18 protein-coding genes are annotated in these 15,428 nt (G+C 48.7%); 3 read left to right on the top strand and 15 right to left on the bottom strand.

The window, feature by feature from the left end; translation table 11 throughout:
- Window position 1: 1 nt before the first annotated feature.
- Genes NWE92_09725 through NWE92_09700 form a run of 6 tightly spaced genes read right to left on the bottom strand, consistent with a single transcriptional unit; the run spans window position 2 to window position 4,844 of the window.
- Window positions 2-859, bottom strand: coding sequence for a shikimate dehydrogenase (locus NWE92_09725; protein ID MCW4029908.1), 858 nt, complete (start codon window positions 857-859; stop codon window positions 2-4).
- Window positions 860-862: 3 nt separating this feature from the next.
- Window positions 863-1,543 carry a type I 3-dehydroquinate dehydratase gene (locus tag NWE92_09720; protein ID MCW4029907.1) on the bottom strand — a complete coding sequence of 227 codons (681 nt, stop codon included), beginning with the start codon at window positions 1,541-1,543 and terminating at the stop codon, window positions 863-865.
- The gene (locus NWE92_09715; GenBank protein ID MCW4029906.1) at window positions 1,540-2,547 is read right to left on the bottom strand and encodes a 3-dehydroquinate synthase II; all 1,008 of its coding nucleotides are present in this window, start codon (window positions 2,545-2,547) and stop codon (window positions 1,540-1,542) included. The genes NWE92_09720 and NWE92_09715 overlap by 4 nt, the downstream gene beginning before the upstream one ends.
- Window positions 2,544-3,335: a 2-amino-3,7-dideoxy-D-threo-hept-6-ulosonate synthase gene (locus tag NWE92_09710; GenBank protein MCW4029905.1), complete on the bottom strand. Its 792-nt coding sequence runs from the start codon at window positions 3,333-3,335 to the stop codon at window positions 2,544-2,546. The genes NWE92_09715 and NWE92_09710 overlap by 4 nt, the downstream gene beginning before the upstream one ends.
- 12 nt (window positions 3,336-3,347) lie before the next feature.
- Window positions 3,348-4,589, bottom strand: coding sequence for an aspartate kinase (locus NWE92_09705; protein ID MCW4029904.1), 1,242 nt, complete (start codon window positions 4,587-4,589; stop codon window positions 3,348-3,350).
- A 6-nt stretch (window positions 4,590-4,595) separates the two neighbouring features.
- Entirely contained in the window at window positions 4,596-4,844 is a 249-nt protein-coding gene (locus NWE92_09700; protein MCW4029903.1) for a hypothetical protein, read from the bottom strand.
- Between the two features lie 100 nt (window positions 4,845-4,944).
- Between NWE92_09700 and NWE92_09695 the strand changes: the two genes are divergently transcribed.
- Window positions 4,945-5,406 (top strand): helix-turn-helix domain-containing protein, encoded by a 462-nt coding sequence (locus NWE92_09695; GenBank protein MCW4029902.1) that lies wholly within the window; start codon window positions 4,945-4,947, stop codon window positions 5,404-5,406.
- Window positions 5,403-5,582, top strand: a complete 180-nt coding sequence (locus NWE92_09690; GenBank protein ID MCW4029901.1) for a hypothetical protein — start codon at window positions 5,403-5,405, stop codon at window positions 5,580-5,582. Before NWE92_09695 ends, NWE92_09690 begins: the two co-directional genes overlap by 4 nt.
- On the opposite strand, the gene NWE92_09685 is transcribed toward NWE92_09690, so the two are convergent.
- The 3 genes from NWE92_09685 to NWE92_09675 are packed head-to-tail and all read right to left on the bottom strand — an operon-like array spanning window position 5,569 to window position 8,209.
- Complete coding sequence (locus NWE92_09685; protein ID MCW4029900.1) at window positions 5,569-6,270, bottom strand: UPF0280 family protein; 702 nt, start codon at window positions 6,268-6,270, stop codon at window positions 5,569-5,571. The genes NWE92_09690 and NWE92_09685 overlap by 14 nt on opposite strands.
- Before the next feature lie 6 nt (window positions 6,271-6,276).
- Complete coding sequence (locus NWE92_09680; protein ID MCW4029899.1) at window positions 6,277-6,702, bottom strand: 4Fe-4S dicluster domain-containing protein; 426 nt, start codon at window positions 6,700-6,702, stop codon at window positions 6,277-6,279.
- On the bottom strand, window positions 6,695-8,209 hold the full coding sequence (locus NWE92_09675) for a homocysteine biosynthesis protein (GenBank protein ID MCW4029898.1): 1,515 nt from the start codon (window positions 8,207-8,209) through the stop codon (window positions 6,695-6,697). Before NWE92_09675 ends, NWE92_09680 begins: the two co-directional genes overlap by 8 nt.
- Window positions 8,210-8,364: 155 nt before the next feature.
- Here NWE92_09675 and NWE92_09670 point away from each other — a divergent pair, with 155 nt between their 5' ends.
- The gene (locus NWE92_09670; GenBank protein MCW4029897.1) at window positions 8,365-9,627 is read left to right on the top strand and encodes a right-handed parallel beta-helix repeat-containing protein; all 1,263 of its coding nucleotides are present in this window, start codon (window positions 8,365-8,367) and stop codon (window positions 9,625-9,627) included.
- Window positions 9,628-9,730: 103 nt separating this feature from the next.
- Here the strand turns inward: NWE92_09670 and NWE92_09665 are convergent, their stop codons facing one another.
- The 6 genes from NWE92_09665 to NWE92_09640 form a co-directional block, all read right to left on the bottom strand.
- Window positions 9,731-10,861 (bottom strand): M20/M25/M40 family metallo-hydrolase, encoded by a 1,131-nt coding sequence (locus NWE92_09665; protein ID MCW4029896.1) that lies wholly within the window; start codon window positions 10,859-10,861, stop codon window positions 9,731-9,733.
- Window positions 10,827-12,041: an acetylornithine/succinylornithine family transaminase gene (locus NWE92_09660; GenBank protein MCW4029895.1), complete on the bottom strand. Its 1,215-nt coding sequence runs from the start codon at window positions 12,039-12,041 to the stop codon at window positions 10,827-10,829. Before NWE92_09660 ends, NWE92_09665 begins: the two co-directional genes overlap by 35 nt.
- Window positions 12,034-12,843 carry a [LysW]-aminoadipate/[LysW]-glutamate kinase gene (locus tag NWE92_09655; protein MCW4029894.1) on the bottom strand — a complete coding sequence of 270 codons (810 nt, stop codon included), beginning with the start codon at window positions 12,841-12,843 and terminating at the stop codon, window positions 12,034-12,036. The genes NWE92_09660 and NWE92_09655 overlap by 8 nt, the downstream gene beginning before the upstream one ends.
- A gap of 9 nt (window positions 12,844-12,852) precedes the next feature.
- Complete coding sequence (gene argC, locus NWE92_09650; GenBank protein MCW4029893.1) at window positions 12,853-13,905, bottom strand: N-acetyl-gamma-glutamyl-phosphate reductase; 1,053 nt, start codon at window positions 13,903-13,905, stop codon at window positions 12,853-12,855.
- 21 nt (window positions 13,906-13,926) lie between these two features.
- Window positions 13,927-15,111 carry a hypothetical protein gene (locus NWE92_09645; protein MCW4029892.1) on the bottom strand — a complete coding sequence of 395 codons (1,185 nt, stop codon included), beginning with the start codon at window positions 15,109-15,111 and terminating at the stop codon, window positions 13,927-13,929.
- 75 nt (window positions 15,112-15,186) lie between these two features.
- Window positions 15,187-15,387 carry a lysine biosynthesis protein LysW gene (locus NWE92_09640; GenBank protein ID MCW4029891.1) on the bottom strand — a complete coding sequence of 67 codons (201 nt, stop codon included), beginning with the start codon at window positions 15,385-15,387 and terminating at the stop codon, window positions 15,187-15,189.
- Between the last annotated feature and the right edge of the window lie 41 nt (window positions 15,388-15,428).

Raw genomic sequence — 15,428 nt, 5'->3', positions numbered from 1 at the left:
GTTAGACCCTCTGTAAGTGAGTTAGTGCTGCCTGCCTCATAACTTCTACGGGAGCCGATTTCCCCGTCCAAATCTCAAATGAGGCTGCTCCCTGATAAATCAGCATCTCCACACCGCTTACCACTTTGGCGCCGACGGCTTTAGCGTCCCGTGCCAGCTCGGTCTCAAGGGGGTTGTAGACGATGTCCATAACTGCCAAGTTGGACCGGAGCAATTTGGGGTCAACTGGGCTCTCGTCGGGTTTAGGCTTCATGCCTACGGAGGTAGCGTTGATGAGTATGTCTGAGTCCTGAAGATTAAGCTGAATGTCACTTGGAGAAAGTGACCCAGCAGTTATTTTTTTGTTAAGTGCCTTTCCCAGTTGCTTAGCAAGTGCCTGTGCATCTTTAGCGGTGCGGTTGAGCACGGTGAGTTCATCCGCCTCTTTAGCTAACGTATACGCGATGGCTCTGGCTGCTCCTCCTGCGCCGAGTAAGAGGATTTTTCGGCCTTTGAGTTCCACGCCGTTTTCACGTAATGCTTTGAGAGCGCCTATGCCGTCGGTGTTGAAGCCGAAGAGTAGATTTTCCTTGTTTAGGATGGTGTTGACGGAATTTACGATTTGTGCAGATAAGTCGACGCGGTCGAGGTGTTTTATGACGCTGGTTTTGTGGGGCATGGTGACGTTTAAGCCACGGATGTTTAGAGCACGCATGCCGTTTACGGCGTCTTCTATCTGGGCTGGTTTTACTCTAAACGCCAAAAACACATAGTCCAAGTTAAGGGCTTGAAACGCTGCGTTATGCATTATGGGGCTTAGGCTGTGTTCGATGGGTTCACCTATAACTCCGCAGACCCGTGTTTTGCCCGATATAGCCATTTACTAAATCCCCAATAGAGTATAAGCAGACTTTAACTCACTTATACTCATCTGTCCCACCGCCGTCTGGCTTGCCTTCTCTAAGCTGGCAAAAGTAAAGAAGGCGCCAAAAAGAGGCGAAAGTAACCGTGAAATCTTACCCTGCTCCCCCATACAGAAACATACCAGTTTGGCTTTTGCAGAGGCAAACGTCACAAAGCTCAGCAGCGCCAAGTTATCTTCGACGTGTTTGGCGGTTGTTATGATTTTGCATATGGCGGCTCCGCTGGCGATTTCTTCATCCAGAATCTTCTCCATAGCTGAAGGACTAAGGACGCCGTCGAATTTGTGAAAGGACACTACGGGTTTAACGCCTAAGGCTTTGAGTTGGCTAAGCGTTTCATCCCGTTTGCTGCTTGAAAAATCGACATCGACGTATGTAAATCCGCTTTGAGCCGCATTGTAGAGGGTATGTTGCCGCTCTGTTTCGTTGCCCTCAAAGAAGCCATTCTCAGTTTGCAGCTTATTGGTGGCAATCATTGACAGCTTAGTGCATCTGGTAAGTTCAGTTAGGCTACGGGTTTCCTCAAGGCAATCAAGTCGCACTTCAATGAGGTCAGCTTGGTTTTGTTCTGCTTGCCCGATTAGTTTTAGTGCTTCGGCTGTGTTTTTGGGGAGAATTGAAACGCAGATTTTGGGGGTCATTTCTCAATCACCGTTTCGTCAGGTACCGAAACGCCGAAGTGCCGACCGCCCTTTGCCGCTAAGTGCACCACGACTTCGTCGCCTGCTTTGAGTTCGGTGACGGGTTTGGAAGCTTTGGGGGTGACGACGCGGATGGTTTCTGCATTTTGCAGTATGGTCTTAATTATTTTGCCTTGCACTTCGGCTTCGACGAGGATAAGCGGTCGGATTTCGATTTTTATGCGTCCCACATTGGCTTTGCGAGTTTTGCCTTCTCGGTCTACGAGGATGACTTCGTCGCCTGCTTTGAACTCTTGGAGGTAACGTGTCGTCTGTAGGTTGCCCAACGTGTACATGGAGCATGAGCCTGCGTTGACGCGGAAAGGTCGCGATGCCACGTATGGGTTCTCGTTGACTTCGGCTTCGATTAGGAATAATCCTGCGCTTTGGCTACCGACCAGCATGCCTTCACCTGTTTTCATAAGGTCGCAGGTGTCTACGCAGACTCGGGCGCCGTTGCTTATGGGTTTGGTCGCGGTGATTTTTGCAGTTGCCATTTCAAGTTTTAGGGCTTCGGGTTTGACGATAGCTATGGTTTTTAGCAACTCCTCAGAGTCAGAGGTTTTCAGCAGTACGCCGTCGGTGCCTAACTCAAGCGTCTCCAACGCCACTTTGGCTTCTTCGGCGTTTGCGACTTCGGCGATTAGTTTGCTTTTGCCCTTCGTACGGGCGATAAGGTTTTCCAGTGGAATGACACGCCAGTTAGCAGTGTCAATGATGATGTAGGCGGCTCCTGCCTCCGCCGCTTTTACGGTGAGGTTTTCAGTGGTTTTGTCGCTTATGCAAATGCGGATAACTTTTTGCGGTTTGGTGAGGTCTGCTTCGGTTTTGGGTGCCGCTATTGTGAGGGTTTGTTTGGTTGCCACAAAAGACGCTTGGTCGCCTACAACAGCGACATCGCAGTATTGGTTAATCAGGTTAGATAGAGCTTCTTTTTTCTGGGTTTCTATCCAGAGTTCCTTCACGTTTTCTCACCTAAAATTCTGCGTGCCTGCTCTACCGACACATTCTTGTGCACGATGGCGGATAGCGCCTGGGTAATCTTTGTGGGGTCTTCACATTGGAACACGTTGCGTCCAATGGAGAGTCCCGCGGCTCCTCCTGAAATAGCATCCGCTGTTGTTTGGAGTACCTCGTCGAGGGATTTGCATTTGGGGCCGCCAGCGATGACGACTGGGGCTGGGCAGCTTTCCGTTACCGTTTTGAAGCTTTCAATGCTTCCTGTGTAATTGGTTTTTATGATGTCTGCGCCAAGTTCGGCTCCGATGCGGGCTGCGTGGGCGACGACGGATACGTCGTGTTCGTTTGGGATTCGGGGTCCCCGCGGATACATCATTGCTAAGAGGGGTAACCCGTAGTGTTCGCATTCTTCGCTGACTTTACCCATGTTAGCCAACATTTTGTCTTCATCTTGGGCGCCTATGTTAACATGTACGCTGACGGCATCAGCGCCGAGGCGAAGGGCTTCTCCTACGCTGCAAACTTGGACTTTGCCGTTGGGATTAGGGCTAAGGTTAGAGACGCCTGAGAGCATAACAATTAGACCTGCGTTGCCTGTGTCGATGCGTTTGGCTATGCCTTTATGGACAAGGATGGCGTCGGCGTTGCCGCGGACGAGTTTGTTTGTGATTTCTTGCATGTTGATGATGCCCTCTATGGGTCCAACGGTGACGCCGTGGTCCATGGGTACGATTACGGTGCGGTTATCGGATTGCGTGATGCGCTTTAATCTGCGTGTTTTCCCAACGTTCATTTTCTTTTGCCTCTAGTGTGTTTTAAGCGAGTTTTTAATTAACTTTAGCGCCTTCTCGCGCTCATTCCAATCTACAAACAGCAAGATACTTGAAGTTATGGTGAGGATTCCGCTGATGTTTATTCCGGCAACGCGGAGGTCCTCGCTGATTTTGCCGATGAGCCCTTGGGTTTCTTCGAGTCCGACACCGCTGGTTTTGATGAAGACGAGGTCTTTTTTGATTGCCATGGCGATGGTTTCTTTGTTGTTGACGGTAATTTTGTGGATTTCGTTGAAGAGGTCGTGTATGTTGTTTTCTTGGGCGACATAGACGATGACGCTGTTGGTATTCATCGACATGCCCAAAAGCATGGTGTGTTCTCTGACTTTCTCTATTATTTCGGTGACGACTTTGGGGTTAGCTGACAAGCCATCGCCAATCACCGTGATTTCCGCAACGGGTGTGACGTTGGCGATTTCGGCGTCAAGTTCCCAGGCAAGTGCACCTGTGATTATGGTGCCGGGTCTGCTTAGGTCGCCATGCTGGTTGCTGATGACTTTGACGTCGATGTCTTTGGGTTTGTATTTGAGGGCTTTGCTGTGGATGAATTTGGCGCCAGAGTCGGCGAGTCCAACGAGTGTGTTTACGTTTATGGTTGGTAACAGTTCGGGGGAGGCTATGATTTTGGGGTCACTAGACATTATTCCTTCAGCGTCGGTTACCAGTACGACTTGGTCTGCGCCTATGCCTTCGGCTAAGAGGAACGCGGTGGTGTCGCTTCCGCCTCTGCCTAACGTGGTGATTTTGCCCTCTTTGGTTTTGCCCACAAAACCCGCGATGACTGGTATGGTGCCTGCTTCTACGAGGGGCAGGACGCCTTCGTTGATGTTTTTGCTGCATTCCTTAAGCAGGGGATTAGCGTTTTGGAATGCTTCATCTGTTATGATGGGCCATTTGCTGTCCATGGGGTCAAAGTAGCAGGCGTCTGCACCATTGTTGCGGAGCGCCGCGGCGAAGATGCGTACGCTTGTTCGTTCCCCCATAGAGAGGATGTCATCCAACTCGTGTTTAGTTAGTTTACCGTTTGAAGTGTTTTTAGCTGTGGTCATCAATACGTCGGTGGTTTTGCCCATGGCAGATACGACCACGGCGATTTTGGTGCCCTTTTTTGCTTCCGTTACCACTGCCATGACTGCTTTAAGGAGGCGCTCGTGATCAGCTAGGCTGCTGCCGCCGAATTTAACCACAATTTTACGTTTAGAGAGTTCACTCATCTTGTGTTACACCCATTTGCTGCCCAGAACCGTTTTCCAAAAATTTTGCAGTTCTGGGCTTAAGGAAAATAACCGTACCAATAAAAGACGTAGTCGAAGCTCTGGAACAGTGCTGCGTTGCCTGTTTTTTTGTTTGAGGCGTTGGTCATGCTTCGAACCTGCCAAATCAGTCAATCCCAACAACATATAAGCCTTTCGGATTTGAGTTAAGGGTTTGTTTGCTTCCTGACGATTTTTCAGCCTAATTTTACGCAATCGCTGCGTCTAAAGTTAGTAAAATATTTTTTACTAAACTCTGCTACACGTAGCAGCTTATTTCCACCTTATGCTATACACACTATTGAGTGTGAAAAGATTGGCAGAAAAAACTGAAGCATTCGATAACCTCGAACAAGACGTCTTTAAAGCGTTAGAAAACCAGAAACGGCGAGACATCCTTCGACTCATCGGCGAAAAGAAAACCATAAGCTTCACTGACATCCTAAACACCAACAAAATCCCCGACAGCCCAACCCTATCCTATCATCTCCGCGAACTCGCACCCTTCCTAACCCAAAAAAACGGCAAATACGAACTCACACCTATGGGCAAAGACGCCTACAGCCTCCTACTAAAAACCGCCAGCTACAACAAAGTAGTGTTGTTCCAGAAAAAACGCTTAGGCGCAACATTGGGCAACCTGCTATTGTGGGCAATAGGCATAACAGCTGCGGCATACCTCGAAGTCAACGTGGTACTCTGGGCAATCGTCATGCCTTTTTTGGCGTTCATTGCTACTACAACAACTTGGCAACTTTTTGAGGAGGTGAAATCATGAAAACAGAACAAAAATCCGTCTCCTTAGCTGGCATAAGCTTAGTGTTTGGTACAGCTTTTGGCGCCATAATAGGTAACGTCTTTGGCAACATAGGGCTCGGCATCGCTTTGGGGGCAGCGTTTGGTTTGCTCTTTGCACCCACGATAAAAAAGAAAATCTCCGCTAAGTCACTTTAATAATCGGCGGAATTTTCCCCGTTGTCCCTACTTCGCCTTTATAGACAATCAACACTCCCTCAACGCCCTCAATCGCCAATCCCTTGTCTAATGCCGTTTGGATGACTGCTTGGGCGTCATCACCTTTTACGACGTTTCCAACAGCAGTAGCGGCGGCGTCAGCTAAAGTAGCATCTTTACAAAACACAATTGCCGCCTCTGCATCGCCGAAACTGAGGGCATGGCTGAATCTGCCTGAACTGGTCGCAACGCCGACTGGGAATTCAGTTAATCGGAAACCGAAACGCCGAGAAAGGGGTTCATCTCCTGCCGCAACTGCAATGTCGATGGGCCTGTCAGCTTGGGCTGAGATTTCACCACCATCCTCCACCACTGCAACTTTACAACCTGCCTGTAGCATGTCTTGGACGGCTAAATCCGCGATTGCGCCCGCCACAGCCGCCATTGGTCCCACTCCAGCTTTCTGTGCGGCTTGCGCCATCAATTTTGCAACAAGAGGCTTTTCAGGAACCGAAATCGGTGTTAAAGTCCAGGAAAATTTGGGGTTTGCCGCTACGTGGGCTTCGAGTTCTTGATAGTTGCGGCTGATAGACTGTTTTGCGTTTTCAATTCCTAGGGGCGTGTCAGAAATTATGGTGCATTGGGCTTCTTTGAACGCGAACTTTTCCTTATGCAGGTTGCCCGTCAATTTTTCTTAACTCTGCTTGCGGGGTGTTCCGTTGTTGTTCTGTTTCACCGATTTTATAGCTCGGGCGGGACAAACATCCACACAGATGCTACAGGTGCTTCCTACACATTTGGCTTTGTCGAACTGTACGGTGTAGTCTTCTTTGATGCTGATGGCTTCGACTGGACAAAGCGCTACGCAGCTGCCGCAGCTGAAGCATTTTTCGGCGTCAACTTCGATGAGTTTGGGCACCGTGACTTCGATTTTGCGTTTACGGAAAGCATTCACGACTTCTTCTTGCATCTCGTCGGGGACTTCAACTAAGATTTCGCCGCCCTTCGAATTGACATGCGCTGATAAAATAACCATAGGTACTTTGTGTTCGATGATGATTTGGGCTGCGATGGGTTCTGAAACTTGTTCTTCACTAAACCTGATGAGTAGTCTAGTCATTTCTTCGCCGTCCTAGCAGTTTTGACACATCTTCAGAAGTAACTATACCAAGTACCTTCTTGTCCACATCTATAACAGGTAACGCGGAGATGTTGTGTTGCGCCATGCGTTTAGAAGCTATTTCCAGCGGCTCGTCGGGTTTAGCGGTTATGACATTGCGGGATTCAATGTCGGCTAAGGCTTTTTTGCCTTCTGCCATGGCGCGGGTTATGTCCCATGATGTGACGATGCCTCGTAGTCTGCAGGCGTCATCTACCACGACGATGTGGTTGACGGATTTGGTGACTATGCGTTCGGCTATGGCGCGGATTTCTTCGTCTTCAGTGCAGGTCACGGCGGAATGCATGACGGTGACGACGAAGGGGATTTCCTCGGTTTGCCGCATTGGTTTAAACACCGTGTTGGTGGGCAGCCGCTCAACTGGCTCTGTTAAGAAGAAGTTGGCTTCTTCAATCCATGACTTGAGCGTCTCAGAAACCTTATTAGCCATTTTAAGGCTGGAAAGCGAGCTTACCCTGACCTTTTTGCCGTTTACGGTTATGGAGCCTGATTTTAGTTCTTGGTAGCTGACTTTGCCAAACTTGGGGCGGTCACGCCGTGGTACACTGTAATCTACGATGTCGGTAAAGATTTCACTGTCACGGATGGCTGTTTTCTTTGCTAATCCAAGGTTAAGGATGGGAATGGGGATGCCTAAACCCACATACATCGAGGTGCCGTACCGCGTGAAAGCTGCGCCCTGCAGAAATTCGGGGCTCATTTTTTTTGCGTCGCCTTTCACCATCAATGTGCCGTCTTGGTTTTTGGGGCTATGTTGGGTGCCTTCTCCGATGACGTAGCCGTCTCCGCCGCCCAGAAAGATGTGGGTGCCTAACCCGATGGTTTCATAATCTGGGTCATTCATCAGTGGGTTGAGTTCGCCTGCGCCGCTAAACGTTGCGTTTCGGAATTTGGGCAGCAGTTTGCTCATGTAGGTGTAGATGGTTTCGTCGCTGCTGTTGACGGCGCAGTTGTAGCGTTGGTAACAGTTTCGGAAGTTGAGCAGATAGAATTGGTTGAGGTCGTATTTGGTGAGGGTGGTTTTAACTGAGGTGCGGGGGTAGCAGTCGGTGCCGTGGGATGTTGCTCGGAGCTCCACTTCTTTACCTGCGACTAGGTCGGAGATTACGTGTCCGCCTCCGTATTCAAATGGTTGCTTCTCTGACATGTTGGTTGCGCCGACAAAAATGTCCACTGCTGCTCCGGGGTGGCAGACTTCTACGTCATTTAGCCATGCGTGCCCTATTTTGATGGGTGGGTCTGCGTGGCCAAGATTAATTAGGGCGCCGCTGCTGCACATGGCGCCAAAGGTGCCTGTGGTTACGACGTCAACTTCTTTAAAAGCCACTTCAACGCCGCTGGATTCAACCAGTCGCTTCATTTCTTCAGCTGTCAAAACCTGCGCGTCGCCTTTGCGGATTTTCTCGTTAATCTCTGCTACCGTTCGAGTGCTGCCTGGGTTAGACAAAGTGAATTCACTAACGCCAATCGAAAAGGCAGCCCAGCAATATAATATTTACGCAAAAACCGACGTAGCAACGCCTGTGTGTGCGGTTTTTCTGTTTTAGCCAAAGAGACTTTTTATGGCAAGGCTTTTAATCAATCGCTAACCACCACTACCTCATGAAACGGCGCATGGTTGCATTTTTAATCGCTGTTTTAGCGGTGTCAATAACCGCAGGGTTTATCTCTTTGCAGTTGACACAGCCCAAAACAATCATAGTGCCTGACAATTACCCAACCCTACAAGCAGCCCTAGGCAATGCCAGCGCCGGAGATACAGTATTCGTAAAGAGCGGAACCTATGCCGCCGCATGGTTGGGCATAAACAAGCCCTTAAAATTAATTGGTCAAGACCCAGACAGTACTATCCTAGACGGAAATCAGAAATCCATTTCGCCTGATGGACGAGCAAATTTGTATGCAATCACTGTTGCCGCCTCAAACGTGCAGATTTCAGGATTTACCTTCACAAATTGCCAGATGGCTATTGTATTTAGAGGCGCTATTCAGCTCTCTGGGATATCGATATCTGGAAATAACATAATTAACTCTCATTCAGGGATTTCTTCTGAGAGCCAAATTCTTAACTGTTCAATTAAGGAAAATTATTTCAACAATAACGGCAATGCAATTAGTCTTAGTGATTCGATAAATGCTGAAATATGCATGAATGAAATCACAGCAAATACAGGAGCCCTGGGTTTATCAGCGTCTGAGGGTGCACTGGTAAGTTACAATAATATTTTTAACAACACTTTTGGAATAACCCTTCAACAAACCTCAAACGTTACCGTCTGTAAAAATAATATTACCGATAACGCAGGGCAACGCCTTAATGAATTCGGATATGGAATAACATTTCGAAACTGTAATAACTCAAACGTTTACGATAACAATATTGAAAAAAACAATAACGGCACAAACATTGAAAATTATCTATTAGTCCATCCTGACGATTCAGGTTTCAAAGTTTTTCCCGCGGGTTCAGATAACTTGGTTTACAGTAACAACTTTATCGGTAATGTAAAAAACGCGAATGTGGAATACCAGTATTGGCCTCCAGAATCCATCCCTGAACTCCAAGCAAGATACAATTATACGGGAACAATAAATGCCACAGACAGCATTGCTTGGGATAACGGTCTAGTGGGCAATTACTGGAGCGACTACACTGGTGAAGGCATCTACTGCATTGACGAAAACAATGTTGACCACTACCCCCTTAACCAACCTGTTGACCTTTCCGCGGTATCCTCCACGGATATTCCTGATTATAGCAGAGGAGGCGATGTTTGGTTGCAAGTTACCGCAGCATTAGCAGTAGTAGGTGTAGTGTTGGTAATTGTTGCTCTGCTCGGTTATCATAAACGAAAACACGCGTAAAAATAGCCTTTTGCCGTTTTAGGGGCTTTCTTGCGGACTCGCTTTCTTCTTACTACAATTAATATAAGGGAGGGGGGCGGTCTCTGAGCTGATGGGTCTGATTTTAGGGATTTTGTTGGGCTGTTTTGTTGTGGATTTTTGCGAGTTTTAGGATGGCATCTTTGTAGACGGCGATGGAGTCGAGGTATTCTTGGATTCCTATGTGTTCATCTACGGTGTGGTCAAGGTGGGAGTCGCCGGGGCCATAGGTGACGATGGGTAAGTTCATGGCTTTACCGAGGAGGTTCATGTCGCCTGTTCCTGTTTTGCGTAGCAATGTGGCGGGTTTGTTGAGGACTTTGCGTACTGACGAGGACAGCACATGAACCAGTGGCGAGGATTTGTTAGCTTCAAAGGGTTCTACAGTGTCTTGGATACTGGGTTTAACCGAGATTTTAGGGTGCATTGCCTGATAATTAGCGATGATTTTAACCATCTTATCGTATACCTGCGAGGTGGTAAACTGGATAGGTACACGCACGTCAATCATCATTTCGGCTTCAAAAGGAATAACCGAGTCACCCTGTCCCCCTTCCATCTTAACTAAGCAAGCCGTGATGGATGTAAAGGGCGTTTCTTGAGGATCCATTGATGGGTAAGAGCAGGCGGCTTTAATTTGGCTCCATAACTCGTAGGCTTTCTCCAGTGCGTTATCGTAGAGCCAAGGAGTAGAGGCGTGACCTGTGTCGGTTTTGACTTGGATTTTTAGTTGAATTTGTCCCTTGTAGCCAACGGTTATGTTTTCGACGCCGCTGGGTTCACCGAAGATGGCGTAGTCTGCGTTGATGCCTTGCGTGATTAGGTGACGGACACCTTTGCTTGTGGCTTCTTCTTCTACAACGCTGGCGATGAGAATTTTGCCTTTAAAGTCGGGTTCTTTTGAGGCTGCAATCGCCGCCATAATCATAGCCGCTAAGGGTCCTTTGGCGTCTACGGCGCCGCGGGCAAAGATTTTTCCCTCTTCAACGCGGAGTGGCATGTGACCTGCAACAGTGTCCATGTGGCCACATAGCAAAATAACAGGGTCCCCTTCCCCGACCACGCCGATGACGTTGCCGATAGCGTCTATGCCTACCTCAAAGCCCATCTGCTTCATTCGTTGCGCTAAAAAGTTAGCTATATCCTGTTCTTGTCCTGAGGGGCTGTATATGCCCAGGACGTTAGTTAGAAACCGAACCGCTGTTTGCTCGTTCATTTTCTTCTTTCTCCAATGCTTGGTCTAACGCGCTGATTGCGCGGTCAATTTGCGGCTTAGTGATAACCAACGGTGGGAGCATACGAATGACGGTTCGACCGGCATCCAACACCAGAACCCCCCGCTCCAAAGTCTTTAGGATGACTCCTAAAACCTCATGGCGGAGTTCCATACCCAGCATTAAACCTAAGCCACGGACTTCTTTAACCATTTTATGGTTAGCAGCCAACCCTTCTAACTGCGACTTAAGGTAGGCACCATTGGCAGCGGCTTTCTCAACCAGCTTATCCTCAAATAACGCGTCGATGGCGGCGCATCCTGCGGCACAAACTAAGGGGCTACCACTAAACGTTGTGGAATGTTCACCGAGTTTGAATTGGGCCATGAGGTCATGTCGGGCGACGGTTATTCCGATGGGTAACCCACCCGCAAACGGCTTCGCTAAGCACATTATGTCGGGGGTGACTCCCCAGTTTTCGCCTCCCCAGAGTTTGCCCGTGCGTCCAAAGCTGGTTTGCACTTCATCAAAAATTAAAAGTACACCGCGTTTGTCGCATATTTCACGGACCTCTTGGATGTAACCGTTGGGGGGAACGCGGATGCCGCCTTCACCTCGGATTGGCTCCATTAGGACGGCTGCGGTTTTGTCAGTTATGGCTTCACGGATTTTATCCGCGTTGTCTGGCGCAACATGCTTAATGTCTGGCACCAGCGGCATGAAGGGGTCACGGTATTTTTTATCCCAAGTAGCCGAGAGGGCACCCATGGTTTTGCCGTGGTAGGCACCCATTAGGGCGATGATTTCGGGTTTGCCTGTGGCTTTGCGAGCAAGTTTTATGGCGCATTCAACGGATTCGGCGCCGCTGTTGGATAGGAAGGCTTTGGTGAGGCCTTTGGGGGTGATTTTGATTAATTTCTCCATGAATTCCGCTCGTTTATCATTATAGTAAGCGCCGTGGCAGGTTATGAGTTGTTCAGCTTGAGCGTGAATAGCCGCTACAACTTTGGGGTGACAATGCCCCAGTAACGCTACGCCGTAGCTGCTTGAGCAATCAAGGTATTCTTTCCCGTTTATGTCCCATAAGAGGGCGCCTTTGCCTTTAGTGAATACGACGGGTTTTTTGGAGAATACGTTTGCTAAGAAGCAATCTTCAATTTCCATAACTTCTTTTTCATTCACTAGTTATCACTGTACCAACCTGATGATTTAGAACTGATGTGATGGGTTGTTTTGCTGTGCCTGACGTGACGAGGACTTCTTTGACGCCTTGATTTAGCGCTTCCAGCCCCGCGTGAACCTTCGTGCTCATGCCGCCGCCGATGCTTGAGAGGACTTCTTTAACTTCAGTGGCTGCAATTTTGGGTACGCGTTCGCCTTTTAGCATTAAGCCTTCTACGTCGGTTAGCAGGATGAGTTTGTCGGCTTTTAGTGCCCCTGCGAGTATGGCTGCGGTGCGGTCGCCGTCAACGTTTAGGGGTTCATTGTCTTGGCTTAACGCTATCGGCGTCACAATCGGCACGTAGCCTTTTTCGAGAAGAAGCTTTAGGAGATCGGTGTTGACTTGGGTAATCTTGCCCGTGTAGCCGCCATCGATGACTTTTTTGCGTCCCCGCTCATCCACCACGATAAGTCTGGTTTTACGCTCAGCTTGGAGGGTCGCTGCGTCAAGTCCGCTTAAGCCGACGGCGTTTATGCCTTGAGCTTCAAGTGCTAAGACGATTTGCTTATTCATTTTGCCAGCCATAACCATGGTGTAGATTTCAATGGTTTCTTTATCCGTGTAGCGGCTGCGGAAACCTTCGGGTGACATTATGAACTTCTGTTCCTTACCCAACTTTGAGGCGATTTCAGTAACTTCAACTCCGCCGCCATGAACCAAGACGATTTTATGTTGCTGAGCGACTTCTTTGAGGTCACTTATGAGGTCGCCTGAGGCGCCTTCTTTGAGGATGCTTCCGCCCATCTTAATAACGAGCAGCATAGCCATCACCTAGATGGGGTGGAACCCAGTGCTCTTAAGCCCTGTGGTTTCATCGATACCCATTAAAATGTTTAGGCATTGAACGCCTTGCCCTGCGGCGCCTTTAACCATGTTGTCAAGTGCAGAGAACATTATGAGGCGGTTGGCGTGTTCGTCGATTTCAAACCCGACATCGCAGAAGTTGGTGCCCGTGGTGATTTTGGGGTCGGGTAGCTGGTAGGGGCCTTTTAGGTATTTTACTATGCGTATGAAGGGTTCGTTGCCGTACATGCCGCGGAGTGCCTTCCATAGGTCTTTGTTGGCGAGGGGCTGTTTGGGGAAGGTGTGGATGGTGGCAAGGATGCCGCGAACCATGTTAACAGCATGAGGTGTGAACGATATTTTGACTTGTTCGCTGCCTAACGCGTTTAGTTCTTGCTCAACTTCGGCGATGTGACGGTGACCAACTACTTTGTAGGGACGCACGCCGCTAAAGCGTTCAGGGTGATGGCTGGCAACGTTGGGTTTGCTGCCTCCGCCAGAGGAACCCACCTTCAAGTCCACAACAATCTTGTCTTTGTCAACTAAGCCCGCTTTGACTAAGGGTGCTAAGCCCAAAATCGCAGCTGTAGCCTCACAGCCAGCGCAAGCCACAAGCTTAGCGTTTTTGATTTCTTCCCGATGCAATTCAGGCAAGCCGTAGGCGGCGTCTTTGAGCATTTCGGGGTGTGCATGTGTCCAGCCGTAATAGGTATCGTAGTCCGCGGGGTTTTTGAGGCGGAAGTCGGCGCTCATGTCGATGACTTTTAGTCCTGCCGATAGTAGTTTAGGGACCAAGTTAACTGAGCCGCCGTGTGGGGTGGCAGTGAAAACTATGTCGCAGTTCTTTTGAAGTTCAGCCATGTCTTGGGGGACAAATTTTAGTTGGGTTAAACCTCGCAGGTTAGGGTGCAGGTTGAAGACGAATTCGCCTGCGCTTTGCCGCGAAGTAACCATAGTTACTTCTACTTGGGGGTGGAGTAATAACAGGCGTAGGAGTTCGCTTCCTACATATCCTGAACCGCCGATTATACCTATTCGCATTTTTGTTTTCCTCTCTCTTAATTAATGGTCAATTAGGCTCTGGGCGCTCTGCAGCAGGGGCACCGCCACGTTTAGCCCCGTTGCAAGCCGAGTGTTCTCCCAGAATTCTGGACAAGAATTCGACTCATGAAACACCAACGCGCCCTTATTTTTATCTATACTCTCCTCAATTATGCCGCTAACCGCTTGGTAAGCTGCTGAGTCCTTGTAGAGTTTAAAGGAGGCTTCAAGCTTGTTGTTCCAGCCTTCGAAGTCGGTTAGGCGGGTTTCATCCTGCTTTACTTTTTGCACAGGCGCAAACGCTTGGTTTGCCTTGTCGAGTTCGGCTTTGAGTGTGGTTTCGTCTGCGTTTTTGTTTTCGCCCACATTCACCATGGCGTCTAACGCAAAAATCCATGCGGGGCTTTCTGCGCCAAGGGTTTTGCCGCATTTTACCGCTAACTCTTGAATTTCTAGGGGTAGTTTGGCGTGGAACACCAAGTTTCCTAGGAATGTGTTGGTGCGGAAATCTTTGAAGCCTGCACGTGCCATCGCGACTGGGTAGCAGACGGGGGCTTTGCCTTTGGCTTGGTAAACGATTATGCGTAGGTCGTAGAACCATTTCTGGATGACTTCTTGCGCTACGATACCGATGGGGTTGATTATGGATGGTTTGGTTTCTAGGATGTTGGCTTCGAGTTGGTCGCGGGTTTTGGAGAGCATAATCATTTTGCCATGGGTACCCGCGTCAGCTTTGATTACGATGCCTTTGTCTAAGGTGAGGTTTTGTTCAAAGAGGTCTGCGACGTCTTTTTCGTTGTGGATTTCCCGCCCGTTCTTCATGGTGTCTACTGCATCGCAGGGTACGAAAACGGTTTGGGGAATTGGCAGGCCCTCTTTGTGGAAATTTAGAAGTGTGCGCAGTTTACTGTAGCAGACAAACTCGGATTGGCTGGTATTGAGGGTTTGTTTGCCCAGCATCTCCATTATGTAGGAGGCTTGAAGGCGACGGTTTTTGCTCTGCGCCCGATTGAGCACGACTTGGACGTTATCGATGGTTGAGGTGTAGTCTTTGCCTTTGGTTTTGGCTAAAAACCCGTTTTTGCCTATTGACAGGGCGATTTTTCGGAATGGGATGTAGGTTAAGTCTATGCCGAGTTGCTGCGCGGTAAGCTTGATGCCGTTTTCGTCGTTTTCGGAGCGCTCATAGAGAAGTGCAATGCTCATCGCTGTGTGTGCCTCCGTTTAAAATTTTTCTTAAAATGGTGATTTAACACAATAAAGGGGTTGTTTGAAAACTGTTTATTCGCCCCAGTCTTCGCCTTCAATGGTTAGCTCTTGAAGGTCTACACAGCCACCTTTAATCTGTTTGACTTCTAATTCAAGTCCGCAGCCGGGGCAGCTAAGAATTTCGCCCGCTTCAGTGTCTTCTGGAACGTCTAGTTCTGCATCGCAGTCAGGGCATTTAGCTTTGTTGATGGCTTTTGTTTCTTGGGGGTTCATATTTGCTTGTTTTATCATTTTCTTATCGTCACTTTGATTTT

This window comes from Candidatus Bathyarchaeota archaeon (genome assembly GCA_026014745.1).
Taxonomy (GTDB): Archaea; Thermoproteota; Bathyarchaeia; order Bathyarchaeales; family Bathycorpusculaceae; genus Bathycorpusculum.
This window is presented reverse-complemented; position numbering and strand designations above follow the sequence as displayed.

What these genes read in the sequence shown, in the direction of transcription:
- NWE92_09725 (MCW4029908.1), bottom strand. Translation starts at nt 859, where the DNA reads ATGGCTATATCGGGCAAAACACGGGTCTGCGGAGTTATAGGTGAACCC.
- NWE92_09720 (MCW4029907.1), bottom strand. Translation starts at nt 1,543, where the DNA reads ATGACCCCCAAAATCTGCGTTTCAATTCTCCCCAAAAACACAGCCGAA.
- NWE92_09710 (MCW4029905.1), bottom strand. Translation starts at nt 3,335, where the DNA reads ATGAACGTTGGGAAAACACGCAGATTAAAGCGCATCACGCAATCCGAT.
- NWE92_09705 (MCW4029904.1), bottom strand. Translation starts at nt 4,589, where the DNA reads ATGAGTGAACTCTCTAAACGTAAAATTGTGGTTAAATTCGGCGGCAGC.
- NWE92_09690 (MCW4029901.1), top strand. Translation starts at nt 5,403, where the DNA reads ATGAAAACAGAACAAAAATCCGTCTCCTTAGCTGGCATAAGCTTAGTG.
- NWE92_09680 (MCW4029899.1), bottom strand. Translation starts at nt 6,702, where the DNA reads ATGACTAGACTACTCATCAGGTTTAGTGAAGAACAAGTTTCAGAACCC.
- NWE92_09670 (MCW4029897.1), top strand. Translation starts at nt 8,365, where the DNA reads ATGAAACGGCGCATGGTTGCATTTTTAATCGCTGTTTTAGCGGTGTCA.
- NWE92_09665 (MCW4029896.1), bottom strand. Translation starts at nt 10,861, where the DNA reads ATGAACGAGCAAACAGCGGTTCGGTTTCTAACTAACGTCCTGGGCATA.
- NWE92_09655 (MCW4029894.1), bottom strand. Translation starts at nt 12,843, where the DNA reads ATGCTGCTCGTTATTAAGATGGGCGGAAGCATCCTCAAAGAAGGCGCC.
- argC (MCW4029893.1), bottom strand. Translation starts at nt 13,905, where the DNA reads ATGCGAATAGGTATAATCGGCGGTTCAGGATATGTAGGAAGCGAACTC.
- NWE92_09645 (MCW4029892.1), bottom strand. Translation starts at nt 15,111, where the DNA reads ATGAGCATTGCACTTCTCTATGAGCGCTCCGAAAACGACGAAAACGGC.
- NWE92_09640 (MCW4029891.1), bottom strand. Translation starts at nt 15,387, where the DNA reads ATGAACCCCCAAGAAACAAAAGCCATCAACAAAGCTAAATGCCCTGAC.